The sequence below is a fragment of the Leptolyngbya sp. FACHB-1624 genome (assembly GCF_047649235.1).
In the GTDB taxonomy this organism is placed as follows: domain Bacteria; phylum Cyanobacteriota; class Cyanobacteriia; order Leptolyngbyales; family Leptolyngbyaceae; genus Leptolyngbya; species Leptolyngbya boryana.
This window is the reverse complement of record NZ_CP180258.1, coordinates 6,351,991-6,371,387: the sequence shown is the minus strand read 5'-3', so window position 1 is coordinate 6,371,387 and position 19,397 is coordinate 6,351,991. Positions and strand designations below refer to the sequence as shown.

23 protein-coding genes and 1 pseudogene are annotated in these 19,397 nt (G+C 46.7%); 11 read left to right on the top strand and 13 right to left on the bottom strand.

The window, feature by feature from the left end; translation table 11 throughout:
• Nucleotides 1-2,607, top strand: a complete 2,607-nt coding sequence (locus tag ACMUEV_RS30345) for a hypothetical protein (RefSeq protein WP_190652215.1) — start codon at nt 1-3, stop codon at nt 2,605-2,607.
• Between the two features lie 233 nt (nt 2,608-2,840).
• Here ACMUEV_RS30345 and ACMUEV_RS30340 read toward each other — a convergent pair whose 3' ends face one another.
• On the bottom strand, nt 2,841-3,086 hold the full coding sequence (locus ACMUEV_RS30340) for a hypothetical protein (RefSeq protein WP_190652214.1): 246 nt from the start codon (nt 3,084-3,086) through the stop codon (nt 2,841-2,843).
• 232 nt (nt 3,087-3,318) lie between these two features.
• On the opposite strand from ACMUEV_RS30340, the gene ACMUEV_RS30335 reads away from it, so the two are divergent.
• The 3 genes and pseudogenes from ACMUEV_RS30335 (at nt 3,319) to istB (ending at nt 6,205) form a co-directional block, all read left to right on the top strand.
• Nucleotides 3,319-3,855, top strand: coding sequence for a hypothetical protein (locus ACMUEV_RS30335; RefSeq protein WP_190652213.1), 537 nt, complete (start codon nt 3,319-3,321; stop codon nt 3,853-3,855).
• Between the two features lie 117 nt (nt 3,856-3,972).
• A pseudogene (gene istA, locus ACMUEV_RS30330) lies at nt 3,973-5,028 on the top strand (IS21 family transposase); the annotation flags it as partial.
• Between the two features lie 379 nt (nt 5,029-5,407).
• A complete protein-coding gene (gene istB, locus ACMUEV_RS30325) occupies nt 5,408-6,205 on the top strand; it encodes an IS21-like element helper ATPase IstB (RefSeq protein WP_415354657.1) in 798 nt (265 codons plus the stop codon).
• A 406-nt stretch (nt 6,206-6,611) separates the two neighbouring features.
• On the opposite strand, the gene ACMUEV_RS30320 is transcribed toward istB, so the two are convergent.
• Nucleotides 6,612-6,842, bottom strand: coding sequence for a DNA/RNA non-specific endonuclease (locus ACMUEV_RS30320; protein ID WP_190650612.1), 231 nt, complete (start codon nt 6,840-6,842; stop codon nt 6,612-6,614).
• A 135-nt stretch (nt 6,843-6,977) separates the two neighbouring features.
• Between ACMUEV_RS30320 and ACMUEV_RS30315 the strand changes: the two genes are divergently transcribed.
• Complete coding sequence (locus ACMUEV_RS30315; RefSeq protein ID WP_415354722.1) at nt 6,978-7,586, top strand: hypothetical protein; 609 nt, start codon at nt 6,978-6,980, stop codon at nt 7,584-7,586.
• A gap of 329 nt (nt 7,587-7,915) precedes the next feature.
• Here ACMUEV_RS30315 and ACMUEV_RS30310 read toward each other — a convergent pair whose 3' ends face one another.
• Both ACMUEV_RS30310 and ACMUEV_RS30305 read right to left on the bottom strand, forming a co-directional pair.
• The gene (locus ACMUEV_RS30310) at nt 7,916-8,770 is read right to left on the bottom strand and encodes an RNA polymerase sigma factor (protein WP_415354721.1); all 855 of its coding nucleotides are present in this window, start codon (nt 8,768-8,770) and stop codon (nt 7,916-7,918) included.
• A 198-nt stretch (nt 8,771-8,968) separates the two neighbouring features.
• Nucleotides 8,969-9,172 (bottom strand): hypothetical protein, encoded by a 204-nt coding sequence (locus tag ACMUEV_RS30305; RefSeq protein WP_242044357.1) that lies wholly within the window; start codon nt 9,170-9,172, stop codon nt 8,969-8,971.
• Between the two features lie 161 nt (nt 9,173-9,333).
• Between ACMUEV_RS30305 and ACMUEV_RS30300 the strand changes: the two genes are divergently transcribed.
• The 5 genes from ACMUEV_RS30300 (at nt 9,334) to ACMUEV_RS30280 (ending at nt 11,519) form a co-directional block, all read left to right on the top strand.
• On the top strand, nt 9,334-9,690 hold the full coding sequence (locus tag ACMUEV_RS30300) for a YciI family protein (RefSeq protein WP_026149049.1): 357 nt from the start codon (nt 9,334-9,336) through the stop codon (nt 9,688-9,690).
• An 83-nt stretch (nt 9,691-9,773) separates the two neighbouring features.
• Nucleotides 9,774-9,971, top strand: a complete 198-nt coding sequence (locus ACMUEV_RS30295) for a VOC family protein (protein ID WP_242044358.1) — start codon at nt 9,774-9,776, stop codon at nt 9,969-9,971.
• Complete coding sequence (locus tag ACMUEV_RS30290) at nt 9,940-10,182, top strand: hypothetical protein (protein ID WP_242044360.1); 243 nt, start codon at nt 9,940-9,942, stop codon at nt 10,180-10,182. Before ACMUEV_RS30295 ends, ACMUEV_RS30290 begins: the two co-directional genes overlap by 32 nt.
• 27 nt (nt 10,183-10,209) lie before the next feature.
• A complete protein-coding gene (locus tag ACMUEV_RS30285) occupies nt 10,210-10,938 on the top strand; it encodes a DUF899 domain-containing protein (RefSeq protein WP_190650614.1) in 729 nt (242 codons plus the stop codon).
• Between the two features lie 65 nt (nt 10,939-11,003).
• The gene (locus ACMUEV_RS30280) at nt 11,004-11,519 is read left to right on the top strand and encodes a DUF1579 domain-containing protein (RefSeq protein ID WP_190650615.1); all 516 of its coding nucleotides are present in this window, start codon (nt 11,004-11,006) and stop codon (nt 11,517-11,519) included.
• Between the two features lie 211 nt (nt 11,520-11,730).
• Here the strand turns inward: ACMUEV_RS30280 and ACMUEV_RS30275 are convergent, their stop codons facing one another.
• The 8 genes from ACMUEV_RS30275 to ACMUEV_RS30240 form a co-directional block, all read right to left on the bottom strand.
• The gene (locus ACMUEV_RS30275) at nt 11,731-12,003 is read right to left on the bottom strand and encodes a hypothetical protein (protein ID WP_190650617.1); all 273 of its coding nucleotides are present in this window, start codon (nt 12,001-12,003) and stop codon (nt 11,731-11,733) included.
• Nucleotides 12,004-12,077: 74 nt separating this feature from the next.
• Entirely contained in the window at nt 12,078-13,574 is a 1,497-nt protein-coding gene (locus tag ACMUEV_RS30270; protein WP_190650619.1) for a serine hydrolase domain-containing protein, read from the bottom strand.
• A gap of 72 nt (nt 13,575-13,646) precedes the next feature.
• Nucleotides 13,647-14,261, bottom strand: a complete 615-nt coding sequence (locus tag ACMUEV_RS30265) for a type 1 glutamine amidotransferase family protein (protein WP_017291493.1) — start codon at nt 14,259-14,261, stop codon at nt 13,647-13,649.
• A 105-nt stretch (nt 14,262-14,366) separates the two neighbouring features.
• Entirely contained in the window at nt 14,367-14,933 is a 567-nt protein-coding gene (locus ACMUEV_RS30260; RefSeq protein ID WP_017291494.1) for a GNAT family N-acetyltransferase, read from the bottom strand.
• Nucleotides 14,934-14,954: 21 nt separating this feature from the next.
• On the bottom strand, nt 14,955-15,359 hold the full coding sequence (locus tag ACMUEV_RS30255; RefSeq protein WP_190650621.1) for a VOC family protein: 405 nt from the start codon (nt 15,357-15,359) through the stop codon (nt 14,955-14,957).
• A 563-nt stretch (nt 15,360-15,922) separates the two neighbouring features.
• On the bottom strand, nt 15,923-16,483 hold the full coding sequence (locus ACMUEV_RS30250) for a putative glycolipid-binding domain-containing protein (RefSeq protein WP_190650623.1): 561 nt from the start codon (nt 16,481-16,483) through the stop codon (nt 15,923-15,925).
• A gap of 6 nt (nt 16,484-16,489) precedes the next feature.
• Nucleotides 16,490-16,987 (bottom strand): DUF1772 domain-containing protein, encoded by a 498-nt coding sequence (locus tag ACMUEV_RS30245; protein ID WP_026149050.1) that lies wholly within the window; start codon nt 16,985-16,987, stop codon nt 16,490-16,492.
• A gap of 15 nt (nt 16,988-17,002) precedes the next feature.
• Nucleotides 17,003-17,635 (bottom strand): FMN-dependent NADH-azoreductase, encoded by a 633-nt coding sequence (locus ACMUEV_RS30240; protein WP_190650625.1) that lies wholly within the window; start codon nt 17,633-17,635, stop codon nt 17,003-17,005.
• A gap of 215 nt (nt 17,636-17,850) precedes the next feature.
• Here ACMUEV_RS30240 and ACMUEV_RS30235 point away from each other — a divergent pair, with 215 nt between their 5' ends.
• A complete protein-coding gene (locus ACMUEV_RS30235; RefSeq protein WP_017291500.1) occupies nt 17,851-18,423 on the top strand; it encodes a dihydrofolate reductase family protein in 573 nt (190 codons plus the stop codon).
• Here the strand turns inward: ACMUEV_RS30235 and ACMUEV_RS30230 are convergent.
• A complete protein-coding gene (locus ACMUEV_RS30230) occupies nt 18,420-19,391 on the bottom strand; it encodes a helix-turn-helix transcriptional regulator (protein WP_190650627.1) in 972 nt (323 codons plus the stop codon). The two genes, ACMUEV_RS30235 and ACMUEV_RS30230, sit on opposite strands and share 4 nt — an antisense overlap.
• Nucleotides 19,392-19,397: the final 6 nt, after the last annotated feature.

The window sequence follows — 19,397 nt, the reverse complement described above, 5'->3', positions numbered from 1 at the left end:
ATGAGCAGCTCCGTTCTTTCCGGCAAAATCGAATTCATTCAATACCACAAGCCAGGTCTTGTGTCAGGAGATTACACAATCACCGTAACGCAAACTGTGACCGGATCTAAGATTCAAGGTAGCAACAGTACGTTTCAAGACACAAAATCATTCTCAGTTGCAGGACCTCGCTTCGACTTACCGCCTCAAGACATTTATGAGATGTTCCCGCCTCCAGGCAATCATGGAGATCATTCCAACGTCTTACCGCACATTATTCTGAATCGCAGTACGCTACCTTGGGAGCGAGATATTCAAAGCACTCGTGGCAATCAGCCCTGGCTAGCCTTACTCGTATTTCATCAAAGCGATATCGAACAAGGTAGAGTTTCAGAACCCAAGATTATCAAACTAAGCGAGCTTATCGAAGATAGTTCTCAAAGTGGAAGTTGGTTTCCTGATTTTAAGCTCGAAATTGCCCAGCGAGAGAGCGACAAAGTCACGGTCATCGATGTCCAGAAAAGCCTTCTCAATGTCATTTTGCCAAGCTTTGAAGATCTGCCCTACTTAGCTCATGTCCGTCAACGCAAAGAACTCAGTGTCGATATTGATGAATCTTACTTGGCACAACTAAATGAGTGTAAGGAAGGGTCAACCCAAGCGGCTGAAGATATTTTTAAGGAAGAATTTGCTGCTTTCAAAGAAGAAATTAAACAAGGTGGCATTCGTCTTTTTGGTGCTTGCTCGATCGCTTGTCGTCAAAATGGAACCAAGAAGGAATGGGTCATTACAGATGCTGAAAACGGCAAACAATACGTTGCTAGAGAAGACTCCGTACAACAAAAAAAGGTTTTGAATGTATTTACAAATGATGCTGAAGTCGCGATCGTCATTGCTAATCGCCTCCCTCAACGTGGTGGATTGACAACTGTACACTTAGTCTCTCTTGAGAATCGATTCATAGATAAAATAGATGAGCCTAAAAAAGTTTTCGATTATAGAGAAAAAGACTTAGTTCGATTCGTTAGCCTCAAATCCTGGAGTTTCTCTTGTACAGATCCCGATCGCAACTTTAAACAAATTCTACTTCATCTCAACCAAGACACACTCCGTTTACCCGAAGCTAAGAACGACTATCTCAATCAAGGCTATGTGGCTCTAAATTACTACCTGCGTAAAGGAGGTAAAACGATCGCCTGGTATCATAGTCCATTGCGTCCTTGTAAAACGACCGATCGTCTATACTCGCTGAAGAAAACCGATAGCCCTCCTGAAAAGAAAGGCTGGCATATCAAATCTGAGATGAATCAAACCCATTACTACTGGGGAGATCGCACACAAAATACCCTCTATCAAGTGACACCTTTCTTCGGGGCAAACCTGCGTGTCTCGGATCAGCTGCTTTGTATCGACCAAAAGAGCGGACTGTTTGAAACAACTTACGCCGCCGCTTGGCAACTTGGACGACTGCTAGCATTACAAGACCAGCACTTTTCTGTAGCTCTAACACAGTGGAAGCGTAATCACGTTCAACAATTTCATCAAAGAAGACAAGCGATCGCTGATCCTCATCTACAACTTTTCAATAATCTGCCTAGCTTGAATGCGCCTTCAGAAGTTAACACTTGGTTTGACAAGCTCAACCAACTTCAAGGTGTTCCTTTCAACTATCTAGTTCCTGATGCTCGAATGCTACCAGAAGAATCAATCCGATTTTTTCAGGTTGATCCCCTCTGGATTGATTGCCTACTAGATGGCGCTTTTAGTCTGGGACGTTGCACAGAAACCGACCAACTACAAGACTTTTATCACATTATCGCAAGTAACCGTTATCCCATCACGAGCGGTTTGCTATTGCGCTCGGAGGCAGTCTCTGGTTGGGCTGGGTTACTCGTTGATGGATATTATAAGCTCTCTAAAGATATTGAGTCAGAACTTAAGATGCAAGATCAAGAAATCAGAGCATCTGCTCTGCCTAACTTAAAACAAAACCTGCATCGAATCGGTATACCGTTGCCGGATAAACTGCGAATTCAACAAACTGATGGTATAGAAACTTGGACTCTGACAGACTTAGATACAAGTCCTGACTATGTTGAAACGATCGTTGGCGATGCCAATAATCCTCAACTCTGTATGATGATGCCGGATCGCGATCGACAATATAATTACACGATTATCAATAATAAAGATAAAGAATACTACCTGAAATTACCACTTCTTAGGATGGAGCGTTTAGCCAATGATGTGCTGCTCTGCTTATTTCAAGGAGACATTCATCGGGTAGATATCCATCTTAAGCCTGAAACGCTACACTTTGGATTGAAAAAATTGAAAGAGGATTTCAGTAAAGACCTCAAAAACAAAGATGGAAGTGAGGCTAAGACAAACGACCAAACCCAATCCCCTAGTGTGAATTTGGATCACAAGAATTGGAAAGTTTCTCCAGATTCTCCTAGCCTTCCTGGAACTAGAAGCCTTAATGTTAAAAATTTGGTTACGGAGATAGAAGGAAAGTTAAATCTAACTCTGAATACTCTGACTTCTGACCAATTTGCTTTACAAATGATTGAAGGCTCCGACTTAGTTCGTTTCACTGTAGAGGAGGAAAAAGCAGTGAAAAGTTAGGCGGTCATGGGACTTGCGCCATTATTTCAGTCACTCAAACACATCCTGCCCCACAATTTGAATGCTACCCCCTCCGAATGAGCCAGCATTTTCAGAGTGTGACAGCGGTGCCAAAACTTCGACTGAATAAGAGCAATCGCGTTCAGACCCTGCTGAAAAACTAGGGCGGCAAAGCTCGCTGGCGTCCTTTTTGCTCCAATTGAGAGAGATAAGTCTAAGCTCGACTTTATCCATTAGGCAGCATAGCAAAGCTGCTCTAACCAGATATCTACAATTTTGCTGGGGACTTTAACATCGGTTGTGTCTAAATTGGATATCTGAAAAAGTCGAAACTCCCACAGGCGAGAGCGTACCAGCGCAAGCGCATCCGAAAAGGTGGGACGGGATTTGCAGTACCAAGCCGATTGTGGCAGTTGCCAAGGCTGCTTGGTACTGACCTGATGTGCGAATAAGACGACTAGAGAAAAGAGTCCAAGCAAAGCTGGCGTGGTTCTAGCGATAGCTAAATCTGACCACTGACGTTGAGTCTCAACACCAAGATGTGCCCGTACCTCCTCAAAGGTGACTTCAAGTTGCCAACGTTGCCTGTGCTCACGAGATACGCAACCAGTGCTAGGGTAAATGCTAGAAGCAAGGCAGAGAGGGGATTCTAAAGTTCGACAAATTCGCTAGAAAAAGACATCGAGCCGTACTGCATGGAGGCAGTTCCCGATGTCAGAAAACAATGTTCGCTTTACTGTAGCAGGTTTGTTAGAAGTCACAGCAACAGAACAATCCAATCTTGCGATTCCAACTTGGTTGGCAGAAGCACTGTTGGTGGGACAATACTGGAATCAGAGTGGATTGCTCGAACAGTTACAGCAACAGGTGCGAGTCAGTCGTGGACGGATGGGACAGTATGAGGTGTGTGACTTTGTGCTGTTACTGCTCGCTTATGCCGTCAGTGGAGTCGAAACGCTCAAGTTATTTTTCGAGCAGCTAGAGAGCGTTAAACCTGTGCTCATGTCAGTTTGGAAACGAGCAAAGTGTCCAGTTGCAGCAACCTTGAGCCGTTTTCTAGCCGATGTCGATGAGTCGGCAGTTGAACAACTGCGAAGCCTATTTGAGATGGATTTACTGGTACATCCAATTGAAATGTATGGCGCGACAATTGTATTGGCTCAACTGACAATTACGTTGCCCACCCCAAATTTTCCAAATAAGAGAACACCTTCTCATTTGCAAACCGGATCAGATCGAGCAGCTTGATTCAGCAATCTTGATCCAACGAGATCTTCAAAGAAAAGACACTAGGATGCGTCCAAACTTGCAATTCGAGACTTCCTAGTGCCCGTATCAATAAAATATCAACAGGTTCAACTGTACATGAACGCGAAACAATCGGGACATTCCCGACAAACCTCGGCAGCCAAAGCTGGGATTTCAAGACGTACCGCCCAGCGGATTGAAAATGGGACGCATCGACCCAAACGCGGACGACCGAGAGATTGGAAAACCCGCAAAGACCCACTCGATGGGCATTGGGAAGCAGACTTGCTTCCGATGCTAGAACGAGAACCTCGCCTACACCCCATCACGTTGTTTGAAACGCTGCAAGAGTTATATCCCGGACAATATGACGACAAACTGAGAACCGTAGAACGACGGGTCAAAGATTGGAAAGCTCAACACGGGAAACCGAAAGAAGTGATGTTCAAGATTCAGCATTCTCCGGGAGTCCTGGGACTGTCTGACTTTACGCACCTCAAGGGTGTCACCGTAACAGTCAGAGGACAAGCGTTTCAGCACATTTTGTATCACTATCGACTGGCGTTTAGTGGGTGGCAATATGTGCAGGTAATTCAGGGTGGGGAGAGCTTTGTGGGCTTATCCCAAGGCTTACAAAATGCGCTGTTTGCCTGTGGAGGAGTGCCCCAGCAACATCGCACCGATAGTCTCAGTGCGGCATATCGCAACACGGGTAGCCGCAATCCGCAATTGACGCAAATGTATGCCGCGATCTGTGACCACTACCGGATGCAACCGACTCGAAACAACCCAGGCGTGGCTCATGAAAACGGTTCCATCGAGTCGTCTCATGGGTACTTCAAACGCCGATTGTGTCAGGCGCTGTACCGTCGAGGCAGCTTTGATTTTGAGAGTGTCGCTCAGTATCAGGTGTTCATCGAATCGGTGATAGCAAAGCTCAATGCCAAGTGCCAGCAAAAATTTGAGCTGGAACGTTCCACTTTGCAAAGCTTACCGCAATATCGGACGGCGGATTATGAGGTTTTAAGTAGTCGAGTCAGTGCCCACAGTACCATCAGTGTGCGTTGCATTCTTTACAGTGTGCCGTCTCGACTGATTGGGCAGCAACTGACATTACATCTCTATCACGACCAGATTGCGGGCTTTGTCGGCACGACTCAAGTCGTTGTGTTGCCTCGTCTTCATGTCCATGGCAGTGCAACGATTCGACGGGCGCGCTGCATCAACTATCGCCATATCGTCGAGAGTCTGCGTCGAAAACCCAGAGCATTTCTGCACTGCCAATGGCAGGAAGACTTACTGCCCGATGCCGACTGGCGCGAACTCTGGCAACAGATGAAACGCGGCACTGATCCCGATACTGCTGCTCGTTGGATGGTTGAGGCCTTGTACATTGCAGCCACTCAAGACCGAGAAGTCGAAGTGGCGAACTATCTCAAAACTGAGCTTGCAGCCGGTACATTCACCCTCTCTCGTCTCCAACATCGATTCAATCTGATGAAATCCCTACCTGTTCCCGAAGTTGCTTCAATGCAACACGCACTATCGAGCTATGACCAACTCTTCCAAACACAGAAACAATCCCCAGTCCCAGTTGAGTCCCTACCAAACCCTGACGACGGTGCTCAAACGCCTCAAGTTGAGCCACTTCCTGTCCGATTGGCAGACGGTCGAACATCAAGCCACTCAGGAGAATTGGAGCTACGCTCAATTCCTCTTAGCACTCGCCGAAGGGGAAGCAACCCGTCGCGACCAGGCTCGGATTGCCCGCGCGCTCACCGAAGCGCAATTGCCTTGCGGAAAATCCTGGTCTAATTTTGAGTTCGCTCATGTTCCTAGTCTCAATCCGGCAGTGGTGATGCAATTTGCCGAATCGACCAGTTGGTTGCAAACTGCCTCCAATATCCTCATCTTTGGACCGAGTGGAACTGGGAAAACACATGTCAGTTCGGCACTAGGGCGTTCCATGATAGAGTTGGGCAAATGGGTGAAGTTCCTGCCTGCCACCACGCTCGTTCAGCAACTTCAGCAAGCAAAACTACAACTGCAATTACCTGCTTTTCTTGTCAAACTCGATAAGTACGATCTGCTGATCATTGACGACTTGGGCTATGTCAAAAAGTCAGAGGCGGAAACCTCGGTGCTGTTTGAGTTGATTGCTCATCGCTATGAACGGCGCAGTCTACTGATTACAGCCAATCAACCTTTCAGCCAGTGGGATAGCATCTTTACGGACTCGATGATGACGGTCGCTGCCATAGATCGCTTAGTCCATCACGCGACCATTCTCGAAATGCAAGCCGAGAGTTTTCGCAAACAAGCCGCAATCTCACGCACTCACACGACTTAATTCAGCACTCCTATCCTGAACTCACTTTACCTTGAGGCTCTGCTTAAAAGTGCAGAAGTTCTTCCGTCCAGCCTGGATTTCAACGATTCAGTTTGACAATTTGTGCTGCTTTTTTGTCCCTGTACTACTCAGCTTGAGTCCATCTTCAGTCCATCCGAGTAGTACAGCATTTTTAGTTGTCGTTTGGAAACGTGATCATCTACACCTTACTTTCAACTTGGATGCGAACACTACCTGATTCCATTGATTTGAAGTTGAATTTTGTAGCAAAAAGGAGGAGAAAATTGATGCTCTAAATGTGCCAATGTAATTGACGGGAGACACATAAGCTGAGGCTCGAAAGATTTTGATTACTCTTTCAAACGTAGTCTCAGCTTTTCTTTTGCGCTACTTTCCCTCATCGAACTCACGTTTCAATTACTTCCTGAACAGCATCAGGCAGGTTCCCGAAAAAATCGTGCCCAGTCAGCCGCTCAACTTCATCCACCGAAGTTACATACTTCTTCCAGGGCTTCAAGTTCACCCCTTGCTGATTAGGGACAACAAGACCGATCGTGCGGCTTACCTTCTCGGTCACGTCTTTTGGCTTGATGCCCGAACGATCGAGAACTAGCGCATCTGTCGCTGATCTCGTCAATAGTGCCAGTGCTTATAGGATGGGGTTCAGAAATAGGTTACAAAAGAGGCATTGAAACTGTGCAGGAACGTTGTCCATAACTGTTAGACAGGTAGAAACCCCAGCACAGCTAGGAACACGCTCTACATAAGAACGATGACGGTATTTGTAACTATTATTTCTGGTGTTGCAACTTTTGTACTAGGGCAAATTTTACTCAAACTGCTTATAGAGCCAGTTCATGAATTTAGAAGGACTGTTGCTGATATTGCCCTTGCATTAATTGAATACGCAAATATTTATGCGAATCCTGGTGTGGCTGGTGAAGAAGTTGAAAAGCTGGCTTCAGTAAATTTGCGAAAACTATCTTCACGCCTTCACGCTCAAATGTATTTAATTCCTTGTTATTCGCTTATAGAGCCAGTTCATGAATTTAGAAGGACTGTTGCTGATATTGCCCTTGCATTAATTGAATACGCAAATATTTATGCGAATCCTGGTGTGGCTGGTGAAGAAGTTGAAAAGCTGGCTTCAGTAAATTTGCGAAAACTATCTTCACGCCTTCACGCTCAAATGTATTTAATTCCTTGTTATTCCTTTACTTCTAAAGTGTTTCGACTGCCTTCAGGAGATAAAGTCAGAGAAGTTGCAAGCAACATCATCGGCTTATCCAATGGGTTATCTAAATCGTCATCTGATCTAATTTCCGCAAATGTACAAAGGGCTAACAAAATTCACCACTTGCTCGGTATTCCACCTTCGTAACCAAATAGCAACAAGCAACTGGGGTCGATCGACTTTCTATGGGGACAAATGTGACAATTGCTGTACAGTGCCAAATTAAATGACATCGAGACAAAATCTTGTCATTGAGATAGTCTTGCCCCAACAAACTTCCAAGTCTTGAGCTGGAGGTAAGGTTATATTCTCTGAATTTGCACTGGACGCTAAACGTCAGAAGAGACAAGCTTTACAGTCTCAACGACACTAACTCAACGACACTAATTCGTCACTATGACATATAAAAAGTCATTGTACAATCGCGCTTGCTCAAGCTAAACGGTTGCAAACCTTTAGCCGAGCTGAATGTTAGACTATACTTCGCGCAATCGACGCTCCAAGAAGCGACGCTCACTGTCGTTTGTCACCAATTCCAGTGCCCGTGTATAGTTCTGGCTCGCTTCCTCTAATGCTCCAACACGCCGGAATAAATCTGCACGGGTGGCATGAAACAGATGATAGCTATCAAGTTCTGGAGCAAGTTGATCAACCAGTGCAAACGCCGATTGGGGACCGTCTGCCATTGCGATCGCCACTGCTCGATTCAAGGTCACAATCGGTGAAGGCTGCAAGCGTTCCAACACTTCGTAGAGTCGCACAATCTGTACCCAGTCCGTTTGTTCGGCGCGGGCTGCCTGACAGTGGAGGGCAGCGATCGCCGCTTGTAGAGCATACACTCCCGTTCCACCCCGTAAGGCTTCTTCTACCAGAGGCAATGCCTCAGCAATCTGGGGGTGGTTCCAACGACTCCGATCCTGATCTTCCAACAAAATTAGATCGCCTGCCTCATCCAAACGGGCATCACGTCGCGAGTCGTGTAGCAACATCAGCGCCACGAGTGCTGTGACTTCAGATGGAGGTTGAGGCGACATCAATTCTCGCACCAGTTGCCCCAGCCGAATTGCTTCAGTGCAAAAGTCAGCCCGCACGATCGAATTACCTTTGGTTGCAGCATAACCTTCATTAAAGATGAGATAGATTACCGTCAGTACTGCCTCTATCCGAGGGGAGAGGTCGGTTGTCTCTGGCACTTTATAGGGAATGCCTGCATCTCGAATCTTGCGTTTAGCACGTACCAACCGCTGTGCCATCGTTGCTGTAGGAACCAGAAAGGCGCGGGCAATTTCGTCGGTTTCCAGTCCTCCTAGCATTCGCAGCGTCAATGCCACCTGAGTTTCGATCGCCAGTGCTGGGTGGCAACAAGTGAAGATTAATCGCAGGCGATCGTCTTCAATTTCATCACTGCCATAGGTTGGTTCTTCACTCGACGGAATTAACCCTGATGCCGCGTACCACTCTAGTTTTTCGGTTAGTCGTGTTCGTCGTCGCAGGCGATCGATCTCTTTATATCGAGCAGTTCGGATAATTCAGGCACGAGGAAGATCGGGAATCCCACTGGTTTCCCATTGATTGACTGCTGCTGCAAACGCCTCTTGTGCAGCTTCTTCAGCTAAATCAAAATCTCCCAACAAGCGAATGAGGATAGCAACAATTCGCCCCCATTCCGTCTTATAGACAGAGGCAATTGCCTGAGCAACGTCGGATTTTGGAGTTGAAGCCGTACCTGTCATAAAACGACACAAAAAAGTTTGGGCAAAATGTCGATTTGGGTGATTCCCGTTCGACTGACTAACAAAGAGAGCTAAAGTTCAATTGTACTAAACAAAATTTTTGCTGTCAGGTGTCGATTTGGGCAATTCCCATTCGACTGAATCACAAAGGAGACAACCCAATGAAATATTTGCTGCTGATCTATATGGACGAAAACGCCATGAGTGATACCGAGCGCGAGCATTGCTACGTGGAGTCTGCCCAGGTCGCCCAGGATCTCCATGCAAAGGGACAATTTGTGGCATCTGCTCCCCTTCATCCTGTTGCAACGGCTACCAGTGTTCGCGTCCGTGAGGGCAAATCGCTTGTAACCGATGGACCCTTTGCCGAAACCCGTGAGCAATTGGGCGGGTTCTACCTGGTCAATGCTCAGGATCTGGATGAAGCGATCGCGATCGCCAATCGAATTCCAGGGGCGCGAGTCGGTACGGTCGAAATTCGCCCTGTTCTTGAAATTGCAGGACTTCCAAAATCTTGACGTTGAGACTCAATCCATCAGCAATTTGAAGTTCAAACCAAAGGAAAAAAACGCAATCCTTTGAAGGAACCCCAGAAGTAGTCATGAAAATCAATTCTTATCTCATGTTCGACAGAAACTGTGAGGCAGCGTTCAAGTTCTACGAGCAATGTCTGGGTGGAAAAATCACCATGATGATGACTCACAAGGAAGCACCCTCCGCAGAAAATGTTTCAGCTGAATTGCACGACAAAATCATGCACGCCTGCCTTGAACTGGAAGATCGCTTCCTTATGGGCTGACTGCCCACCGGGATATTTTGAACCCCCTCAAGGCTTCTACGTCCAGGTGAGCGTATCTGACCCAGACGAGGCAGAAAGAATTTTTCGCGCTCTGGCAGAAAACGGCAAAGTAAAAATGGCGATCGCGCAAACGTTCTGGTCCGTTCGCTTCGGCATGTTAGTTGATCAGTTTGGCAAACTGTGGATGGTCAACTGCGATCAGGTCGCTTGAGCTTTTTATTATTCATGGAGATTCACAATGGTTCAGAATACAATTTCACATCCAAAAGTTGTTGGAAAAGATGAGTGGTTGACTGCTCGGAAAACATTGCTTGAACACGAAAAAGAGTTGACTAAGCAGCGCGATCGTATCAACGCAGAACGACGTAGGCTACCAATGGTCAAACTTGACAAGGAATACGCTTTTGAAGGATCAAACGGTGCTACCAAACTCGTTGATTTGTTTGAGGGACGAACTCAACTGATCATCTACCACTTCATGTTTGCACCAGAGTGGGAGAAGGGCTGTATGGGTTGCACAGGCTTTGTTCATTCGCTGGGCGATTTATCTATGCTGAATGAACGGGATACGACCTTTGCGTTAGTCGCGCGCGCCCCGTTACCCAAGTTGGAAGCCTACAAGACGCTGAAGGGATGGACGCTTCCCTGGTATTCCTCCTTTGGCAGTGATTTCAACTACGACTTCCATGTCACGCTGGATGAAACTATTGCACCCACCGAATACAACTATCGAGACAAGGCGGAGTTAGAGCGATTAAACGGACCCAATGTAATACAAGGCGAGAGCCACGGACTCAGCGTTTTCTTCCGTCTAGGCGACGATGTTTTCCACACCTACTCGACCTACGCCCGTGGCGTTGAATCCCTCACTGACTCCTACAGCCTGCTGGATATGACCCCCTACGGACGGCAGGAAGACTTTGAAGACTCACCCCCTGGATATCCGCAAAAGCCGACCTATGGATAGAAACGCGGCACTTCTACGTTAAATCTACTGCGATCGCACTTCTCATTCATCACAAGGAGAACAAAATGGAAACGATTCAAACTGAACAAACTCCATCTATGCCTGCTCAACCGCAGAAAGAACATCAGTGGCTCCAGAAACTCGTTGGTGAGTGGACGTATGAAATCGAAGCGATGATGGAACCTGATCAACCTCCCGTCAAATCAATGGGAACAGAAACGGTGCGCTCTCTGGGTGGACTCTGGATATTGGCAGAAGGACAGGGTGAGATGGGTGGCTGTGGTTCTGCAACAACTCTGATGACCCTTGGCTACGACCCACAGAAACAGCGCTATGTGGGCACCTGGATTGGCTCAATGATGACGTATCTCTGGATATATGACGGTGAACTAGATGCTTCTGAAACTGCACTAACACTCAACTCTGATGGACCTGTCATGACGGGTGAGGAGAAGCTAGGCAAGTACAAAGATGTGATCGAGTTCAAGAGTGACGATCACCGGGTATTAACCTCACATATGTTGAGCGATGATGGGCAGTGGCAGCAGTTCATGACCGCCCATTATCGACGCAAGCAATAAGCCGTATTGTTCCATTGACGAAACCAAGTCCTGCAAAAAAGCTTATTCTCCATGCGATACCCAATAGGGTTTGCCATTTGGGTATCGCATGAATCTTTCATTTCCACGATAGTCATCTGAATGCTGGGTAATCAGGGAGAGAAGGCGTACCTCTCCAACGCTGCTGCAACAGATCCAACAACCGACTAGCAGTGCCGCGTAAACCAGGAAGTTAATTGAATTCTTGCGTTGTTGTAATGAATGCTTCTAAGCGAGCCAAAATCCGTTGGCGGGTAGTAGAAATTCCCCAATTCAGATCCTTTCGTACAGCAGATTCAAGATGTCGCGTTAATGTATCCAACATCCAGTAGCCACAAGCTCTGACTGAAGCTGTTTCAAAGATGGAATCACTCTCTACAATTGGACGCTGCTTGGTTAGGATCGTGCGATAGGTATTTTCCATCTGTTGCACCCAGCGGATCGACTCTTCTAGGTACCTGGGCATAGACAAAGTTAATTAATTGAAGCGGCAAAGCTTTTAATGGGAACTGAAAAACTTTCGTACCACATTAGGCTTGCTCATCTTCCGCTTTCCTTCGACTGCCTATCATTAGCACAAGCGATCAGACGGATCGTTCCGTTGATGGAACCCAACCCTGCACACAGACCCAGCCAAAGCATCACATCTGGCATGGCTCGGAAGAGTTGTTGGTAGTTGAAAATGCGATCGCTCATCATCCCTACTAGCCAAGGCATCGCTAGCATGACAACTAACGGGAAAAACATCCATGCAATACCCAATAGAATTTGCCATCTAGATGTTGCGCGGGTCTTTCGTTTCCACTGAGGAAAATACAGTAGACTACGAATTGCTAATGCTACACCAATAGTTGTCAAGATTGCGAGACTGATACCCCAGAGATTAATGTTAAAACTATCTGGAGGAAGCATTCCATCTGTTAGTAATTGAATTAATCCCGCTTTAATTTGCGGTAGTGCAAACGCAATGAGCGACGTTGCACTAATGGTGTAGAGCAGAGCAATACCGTACTTTTCGTCCGGTAATACCGCAACATCGGTGTAGAACGTAGACAAAATACCATTATGTTGGAGAGTCTTTCTGCCATTTTCCGTTGTGACAAACCATCCCATTGCATAAGGACTTTTAATTTGCGGTGGTGGCATATGCATGAGAGCCATGCTGTCTAAAGTTAGAAATTGCTTGTCTTCAAACCGTCCCTCATTCGTGTGCAAAATCAGATACTTCGCCATATCCTCTGCTGTAGAAATAACGCCAGCATTGCCGCCCAGATAGCCCGATAGTTCTTGAGCCGCAAACGGGATTGCGAACGCCATTAGATGTCCCGTTGCCATACGATCACCGCGTTGAAGTGCCTCAGCCATTGTTGTGGCATGAAATGTCTGGGACATCTGAAGCGGGATGAAAATGTGCGATCGCAAATACTCTCCAAAAGATTGACCGCTGACCACTTCCACAACTCGTGCCAAGACATCATAGTTAGGATTGAAATAGTGAAATTGGGTTCCATGAACCGCAACAGGACGAGCTTTTTGCACACTCTGTATTCGCTCTGCATTTGTAGTGGGTTGGGGTAGAAATGCTTCTGAAAAGCTCAGGTCAGATAACCCACTGGTGTGATTCAGTAAGTGACGAATCGTGATTAGATCAGCCGTTTTAGTATCAGCCAGAGTGAAGTTTGGCAGGTATTGTTTCACAGGGGCATCCAAATCAATTTTCCCAGCTTCTACTAATTGCAGCACAGCGATCGCTGTAAAGGATTTGCTCAGTGAGGCGATCGGAAATGGGGTTTGTGGCGTGACAGGTTGCTGAGCGATCGCTTTACCATAGCCTTTGACATACATCACCTGATTTTCGTGGGTAATTGCTAAAGCTAGACCAGGAATGTGTTGAGTGGTCATCTGGTGAGTAATGAAGCGATCGATTTTCATCTCAAGGCTTGGCTGAACCGCGTTTGCTCTGAGTTGGAACACCAGCACAATCAACGTCCCTAGCAGAAGTAATCTGTAGCGCAACCTCATTCTGTCTTTCATCATCGCTAGTCAACTTACGCGATCGCGTCTCTTTTTCCAGAATAGATCGTTTAGATCGCCTCACTTGAAAATAGGTCAAGTGGTTAGCTGTTCCAGCGTGAAGTAGTACGAGGCATCCCCCGTTTTGAATAGCCTATACCAGGCTTCTAAGACGGGAGGCTCGTAAAGGTCGAGTTTCTTGAAGATGTGGTAGGCAAACTCAAGGGGTGCAGTGGAGTTCGCTGTAATGACATTACCGGAAGTAACAACGGGCTGATTTTGATACAGGGCTGCCCCTCGATAATTTGTTACTTGCAGATACTCTGGGGCATTGCTGGTGTGAGGAATATCATCCAGAATGCCAGCACGCGCCAATCCTGCGGTTGCACCACAGATAGCAGCAACCGGAATATTCGCTGCCAACAATGCTTTCGTAGACTCCAGAATTTTCGAGTTTTCACCTCTATCCCAAGCTTCACCACCTGGCAAAATCAGCATAGCTCCCGGTTCCAATTCATCGAGGGTGATATCAGGAAGAATTGTGAGTCCGCCGATTGTGGCGACAGGTTCAGCGTCTAAACCAACCGTTTGGATCTGATACTGTCCCGGCTGTTTTTGCATATCTGGATTATTGATTCCAGCGACGGCATATCCTGTTTCCCAGTCAGCAAGCGTGTTAAATACAAACAGATGAACAATTTGTTTTTCCATAAAACATCTCCTAATCTCTAAACCTGCACGTGGGGAGGAAATAGCCCAAAACCAATCATGCGAGGTGGAATATCTTGAATTACGTTGCTTCCTCTTCCAACAAGCTCAATTAACCGAACGGGGCAAAGGAAATAAATGCTCCCATGATTCTCTGGTAAGCTGCCACTTAATCTGGCTCCACCCCTGCATCTGCATCCAGTCAGAACCCGGTTGTGCATCGAGCACCTGGAATCCGTAACGTTCTGCTAGCCGGGATACTCTCAGGTTAGCACTCACAGAAATACCGATAATTTCCTCCAGTCCCAAATTGCGGAACCCAAAATCAATCAGTGCTTTCCCGATTTCGATCGCATAGGCATAACGCCCCCAGTATAGAGGTGCTAGCTCAATGCCAAGTTCTGCCTGCCCAGTAGCATCATTATCCTGCCGCAATCCACCACAGCCAATTAATTCCAGATTGCGGCGATCGATGACTGCTAACTGGTAATTGCATCGCGGAACGTCGGTTGCCCACTGCATAAACCGTTGAAACAGTTGATCAGTAAAGTCAGGTGTCACTTCTTCCGGTGAACAGAACTCGGCATAACGAGGGTCAGCATGATAGGCAAGGAATGCAGGCTCATCCTCCTGAACAAAATCACGTAGAAGAAATCGTTTGGTGATAATCTCCACAGCTTCCTACCCAATGAACAGCTATCTATTGGTCAAATCAAAATGAGGGCTCCAGGCGACTTCCCACAGGTAACCATCTGGATCGGCGAAGTAGCCAGAATATCCACCCCAATCAGTATCTTGTGCAGGTTTGAGCATGGTAGCTCCTGCCGCTCTTGCTTGTTCAAGGACGGCATCGACCGCTTCCTTCGACTTCACATTGTGTGCCAGAGTAAACCCTGAAAAACCACTTCCTGCTGCTGAAATGTGAGCATCGGCTGCAAGTGCCTCACGCGCATAAAGAGCCAACCAGGTTCCTCTAAGATTCAAAAAAGTCACACCCTCAAACTCTTCTTTCGCAGGTAAACCCAACCCCTGCTTGTAAAAGGCAGTGGAGCGAACAAGGTCAGAAACTCCGAGCGTAATCAAGCTGATGTAGGGTTCCATAAGTTAGATGGTTCGTCATGTACTCCTTAAGTTCTATCGCTTTCCTGTTGGTTTGTGAGAGAGGCGGGCTGGGGAAGCGTGAATTGATTTACGTGCTGAAATAAACAGGAAGAGAGGAATTCTCATACGTCGCTCATATTCCTCCTGGCTTGAGAAATTTTGAGCTTGCGGGCGTGATTCTCGGATATGTTCTAGCGATTGGTTTGTTTAAATAGTCCGGCAGCTAGCAAACAATACCCGTTAAGAAGAGATAAGCGTTTTGAAGAAGATAACTGTCAGCAATGATTTTTCTTAAGGCAATGATCTCTGGACTATCCGTTAAGACGCTACCGCGTTGATTAACCAGTAACGAGATTAATAGATTAAGACGAAGGCTAACAAGTGACGGTAGAAAAAATAGAATAATGAAGGCGATCTCAATCATTTTGATGCCGATCAGGACTAAGTTGGAACTGGAAGAAAAACGTCGCAACATGGTTGATTTATCGGGGAATGAGAATCTGCGAGAGTCATCCTTGATTGGTCATCCTGTCCCTTTATCTTCTGCTAAGCGAGTTTGATGTTCATATCTCCTGCGCCCAAAGTTGAGGATAACGAGTGATTGCCCCATAATCATCTACTTCTAAAACATTGGCATAGCCTGCATCGGGCGATGTGTACTTGTAGCTATCGTGGGATAATCGGTGGTAGTGTTGTTCCAATCGTTTCAGCATGAAGTCTGGAAAATCTAGCCATGCAGCAGGGGCTGGCGATCGCGCTCCAACCGCCAACGCCAACCGACGAATGGCAATCAAATTAGTGGCTGGAGTAAATCCTAGATCTAAATCAATGCAGTCTGCTGCGTTCTGTAATTCTTTGTCATTGATACTCCAACGATTATTTGGAGTACGAGCAATTGTCAGAGCAATGATTGATTTACCGATATAATCTGAAATGTTTGCGGTGCGGGTTTCCCAGTTGCTATCAGTATTCACTTCATAGGATAAAAGACAAGGCTGTTGCTCAAACAAGAAGATGGCTGTTCCAGATAATTGCCAACCATCACCAGACTTCCAGAGACAACAACTATCGTGTCCAGGACAATCTAATCTGCGCCAAAGAATCGTATATTCCAGTGAATTCATCGGACTCTACGGTTTTGGTGAAGCATTGAGTGCCATTGTGAATAAGGCGGCTGCGATGAATGCGGCGATCGCCCGCACATGATTCCAAAACGTCCAATTCGTCAGGTATCTAGCCCAGAGATTTGCACCTTCTGGACTGTTGGGATTGGCAGCAGCTAACGCATCATTCAGCGGAACGTTAAACACCATTGTCACTCCAAAACAACCGATCAGGTAGAACAAAGCACTGACCAGCAAATAAGCAGTACCGGGTTGTTGCCATCGGAGGAGTGAAAAGGCAATTAAAATCAGACAAACAAGACTCGTCCCCAGAAAGGCAGCCATAAACCAGGGATTAATCACCGTAATGTTGATGGATTGCATCGTGGCAATTCCCTGAGCGGGAGGTTGTTGAGCCAGAGCGTTCATAACAAAGGTTGAGAAGGCGAAGAATACTCCAGCGATCACCCCACACCCAAGGGCTGCAAATAGTTTCAGAATATACAGATATGTAATTCCTACCATAACCAGCATTTACTCCTATGCAGCAACTAGCTCAGCGATTTTGTGACGAGCATTGGCAATTGATTCTGCTAACGTTTGTCCACCAGACTCATCATTTTCGACGTGAACAGAGGTAATATCTGTGATACCCATAAACCCGAAAACGGTTGCGAGGTAAGGGTCATGATGGTTCATGGCTTCGTAGCGTCCACCTGGTTGAAAGCCAGAATCCCCCCGTGCTTCAATGATATACATTTTCTTGTCGAGGACGAGCGGTGTATACACATTACCAGACTCATTGGATTCAATATCAACGGTGCGCCCGATGCGAACAATTTGGTCGATATACGCCTTGAATCCGCTGGGAACGCTAAAGTTATACATGGGAACACCGATGACATAAATATCTGCTGCCAGAAATTCGTCTACCAGTTGATCACTGAGGCGAATCGCTTCCTGGAGTCGGGGGGGGTATTGTTCGGGCGATGAAAAAGCTGCTGCAATCCAGGCTTCATAGACATGGGGAATGGGATTGCGACCCACATCTCGATAAGCGATCGCATCATTGGGATGGCTCTGTTGCGACTGTTGGACAAACTCACGAGTCATACGACGAGAATGAGAACGCTCTCCACGGGGACTTGCATCAATGTGTAGCAACTGTGCCATTTGTTTCTCCTAATTCACAGATTGATTTCTTCAGACCCTTTATAAATTAGGAAAATGCTCTATCGTCTCGCTATCTTATTCTTGCAGCACTATCACCTTCCTGAGATGAGCTGCTGAACAAGCAGTGATCAACGATCTATCCAAAGACAGATAAATTTTGCTCTCACCTGGTTGGGTGAAGTGAGTTAAGACGGTGATTTGAGAGGGTACTGTGTATGTCTAAACTCATTTATCTAATTTCTTGTACGGTCGATCGCTTTATTGCCCGTAAAGATGGTTCGTTTGATTTCTTTCTAATGGAGGGAGAACACGTTGCGGATTTGCTTTCTACTTTTCCTGAAACGATTCCAGATCATTTGCGAGGAATGTTAGGCATTACGGTTGAGAATCAGCACTTTGATAGCGTTTTGATGGGACGCAGAACTTACGAAGTTGGCGTTAAAGAGGGAATTACAAATCCCTACCCGCACATGAAGCAGTATCTTTTTTCCCGTACTCTTCAGCAAAGCCCCGATCCTGCCGTTGAACTGGTTTCATCTGATCCAGCTACCTTTGTTCAAGCACTCAAACAGCGATCGGGTAAAGATATTTGGTTGTGTGGGGGTGGAGATTTAGCCACTGTTCTGTTTCCAGCGATCGATGAGGTGGTTTTGAAAGTACATCCCTTTCTCCTTGGTTCAGGGATTCCACTCTTCTCTGGAAAGATTCCACTCACTTCTCTGGAATTAACCGACAGCAAAATTTATAAGAACGGTTTCATGTTGTTGCACTATCAAGTGAATCATTAAGCCATGCCTTTGGTATAAAGTGAGATCGCCTCTTTTGCTGCTTGCAACACGCGATCGCGTAACTCTAGGGGTTCAATTACTTCCATCTGTCCACCAAACCCCAATACATAGGCGCAAGCTGCTTTCTCAATATCAAACCGAAGTGAGATATGAACCCACCTGTCAGCATCGGGGGCATCAATCATCTGTTCGATACGAGCAAAGTACCCCGCATAACGTAGCCAGGGCATTGCCTCTGGAGCAACTCGCACCGTTACGCCATAGTAAGGGAGATTTGCTTTGAACTCCATCATCGATCGCTGCCAATAGTTAGCTAAATTGAACCCAACTGGACGAATACAATGAGAATCCAGCAGCACGGCATTCTGCACTCGTGAAATGCGGTAAGAGCGCACGTCTTCATCCACTGCCGCGACCAGATACCAGACACTTCCTTTGGCAACTAATCCCAACGGGTTGACCAATCGTTCAATTCGCTGACCGTTTCCGCGTTCGTAGCTCAACAAAACTTGCCGTTCCTGCCAAATGGCGGCTTGCAAAACCGGAAATGCTGACATTTCTTCATCCCAGTGCTGCCATCCAGTTGGGTCAACGTGGATGCGCTGGCTCACTATTTCTGCTTGCTGACGATTGGCGGCGGGTAAGGCGGCTAGAAGCTTGAGTAACGCAGCTTCAAACGCCTGACCCCACCCTAAATCTGCAAGTAGATGAGGCGACTTTGGCACAAATAACGCCTGAATTTCTGCCAGGTTGAGTCCGGTCAGCGTGGTTTGATACTGCTCCAACAGCCCCCATCCACCACCCTTACCCCGTTCTGCCACTACTGGAACTCCTGCACTGCTGAGAGCATCCATATCTCGATGAATGGTACGCTCAGACACTTCCAGTCGCTCTGCCAGTTCTCGTGTGGTTAAGCGAGTATGAACCTGCAACAGCATCAGGATAGAGAGGAGGCGATCGGCACGCATAACGAT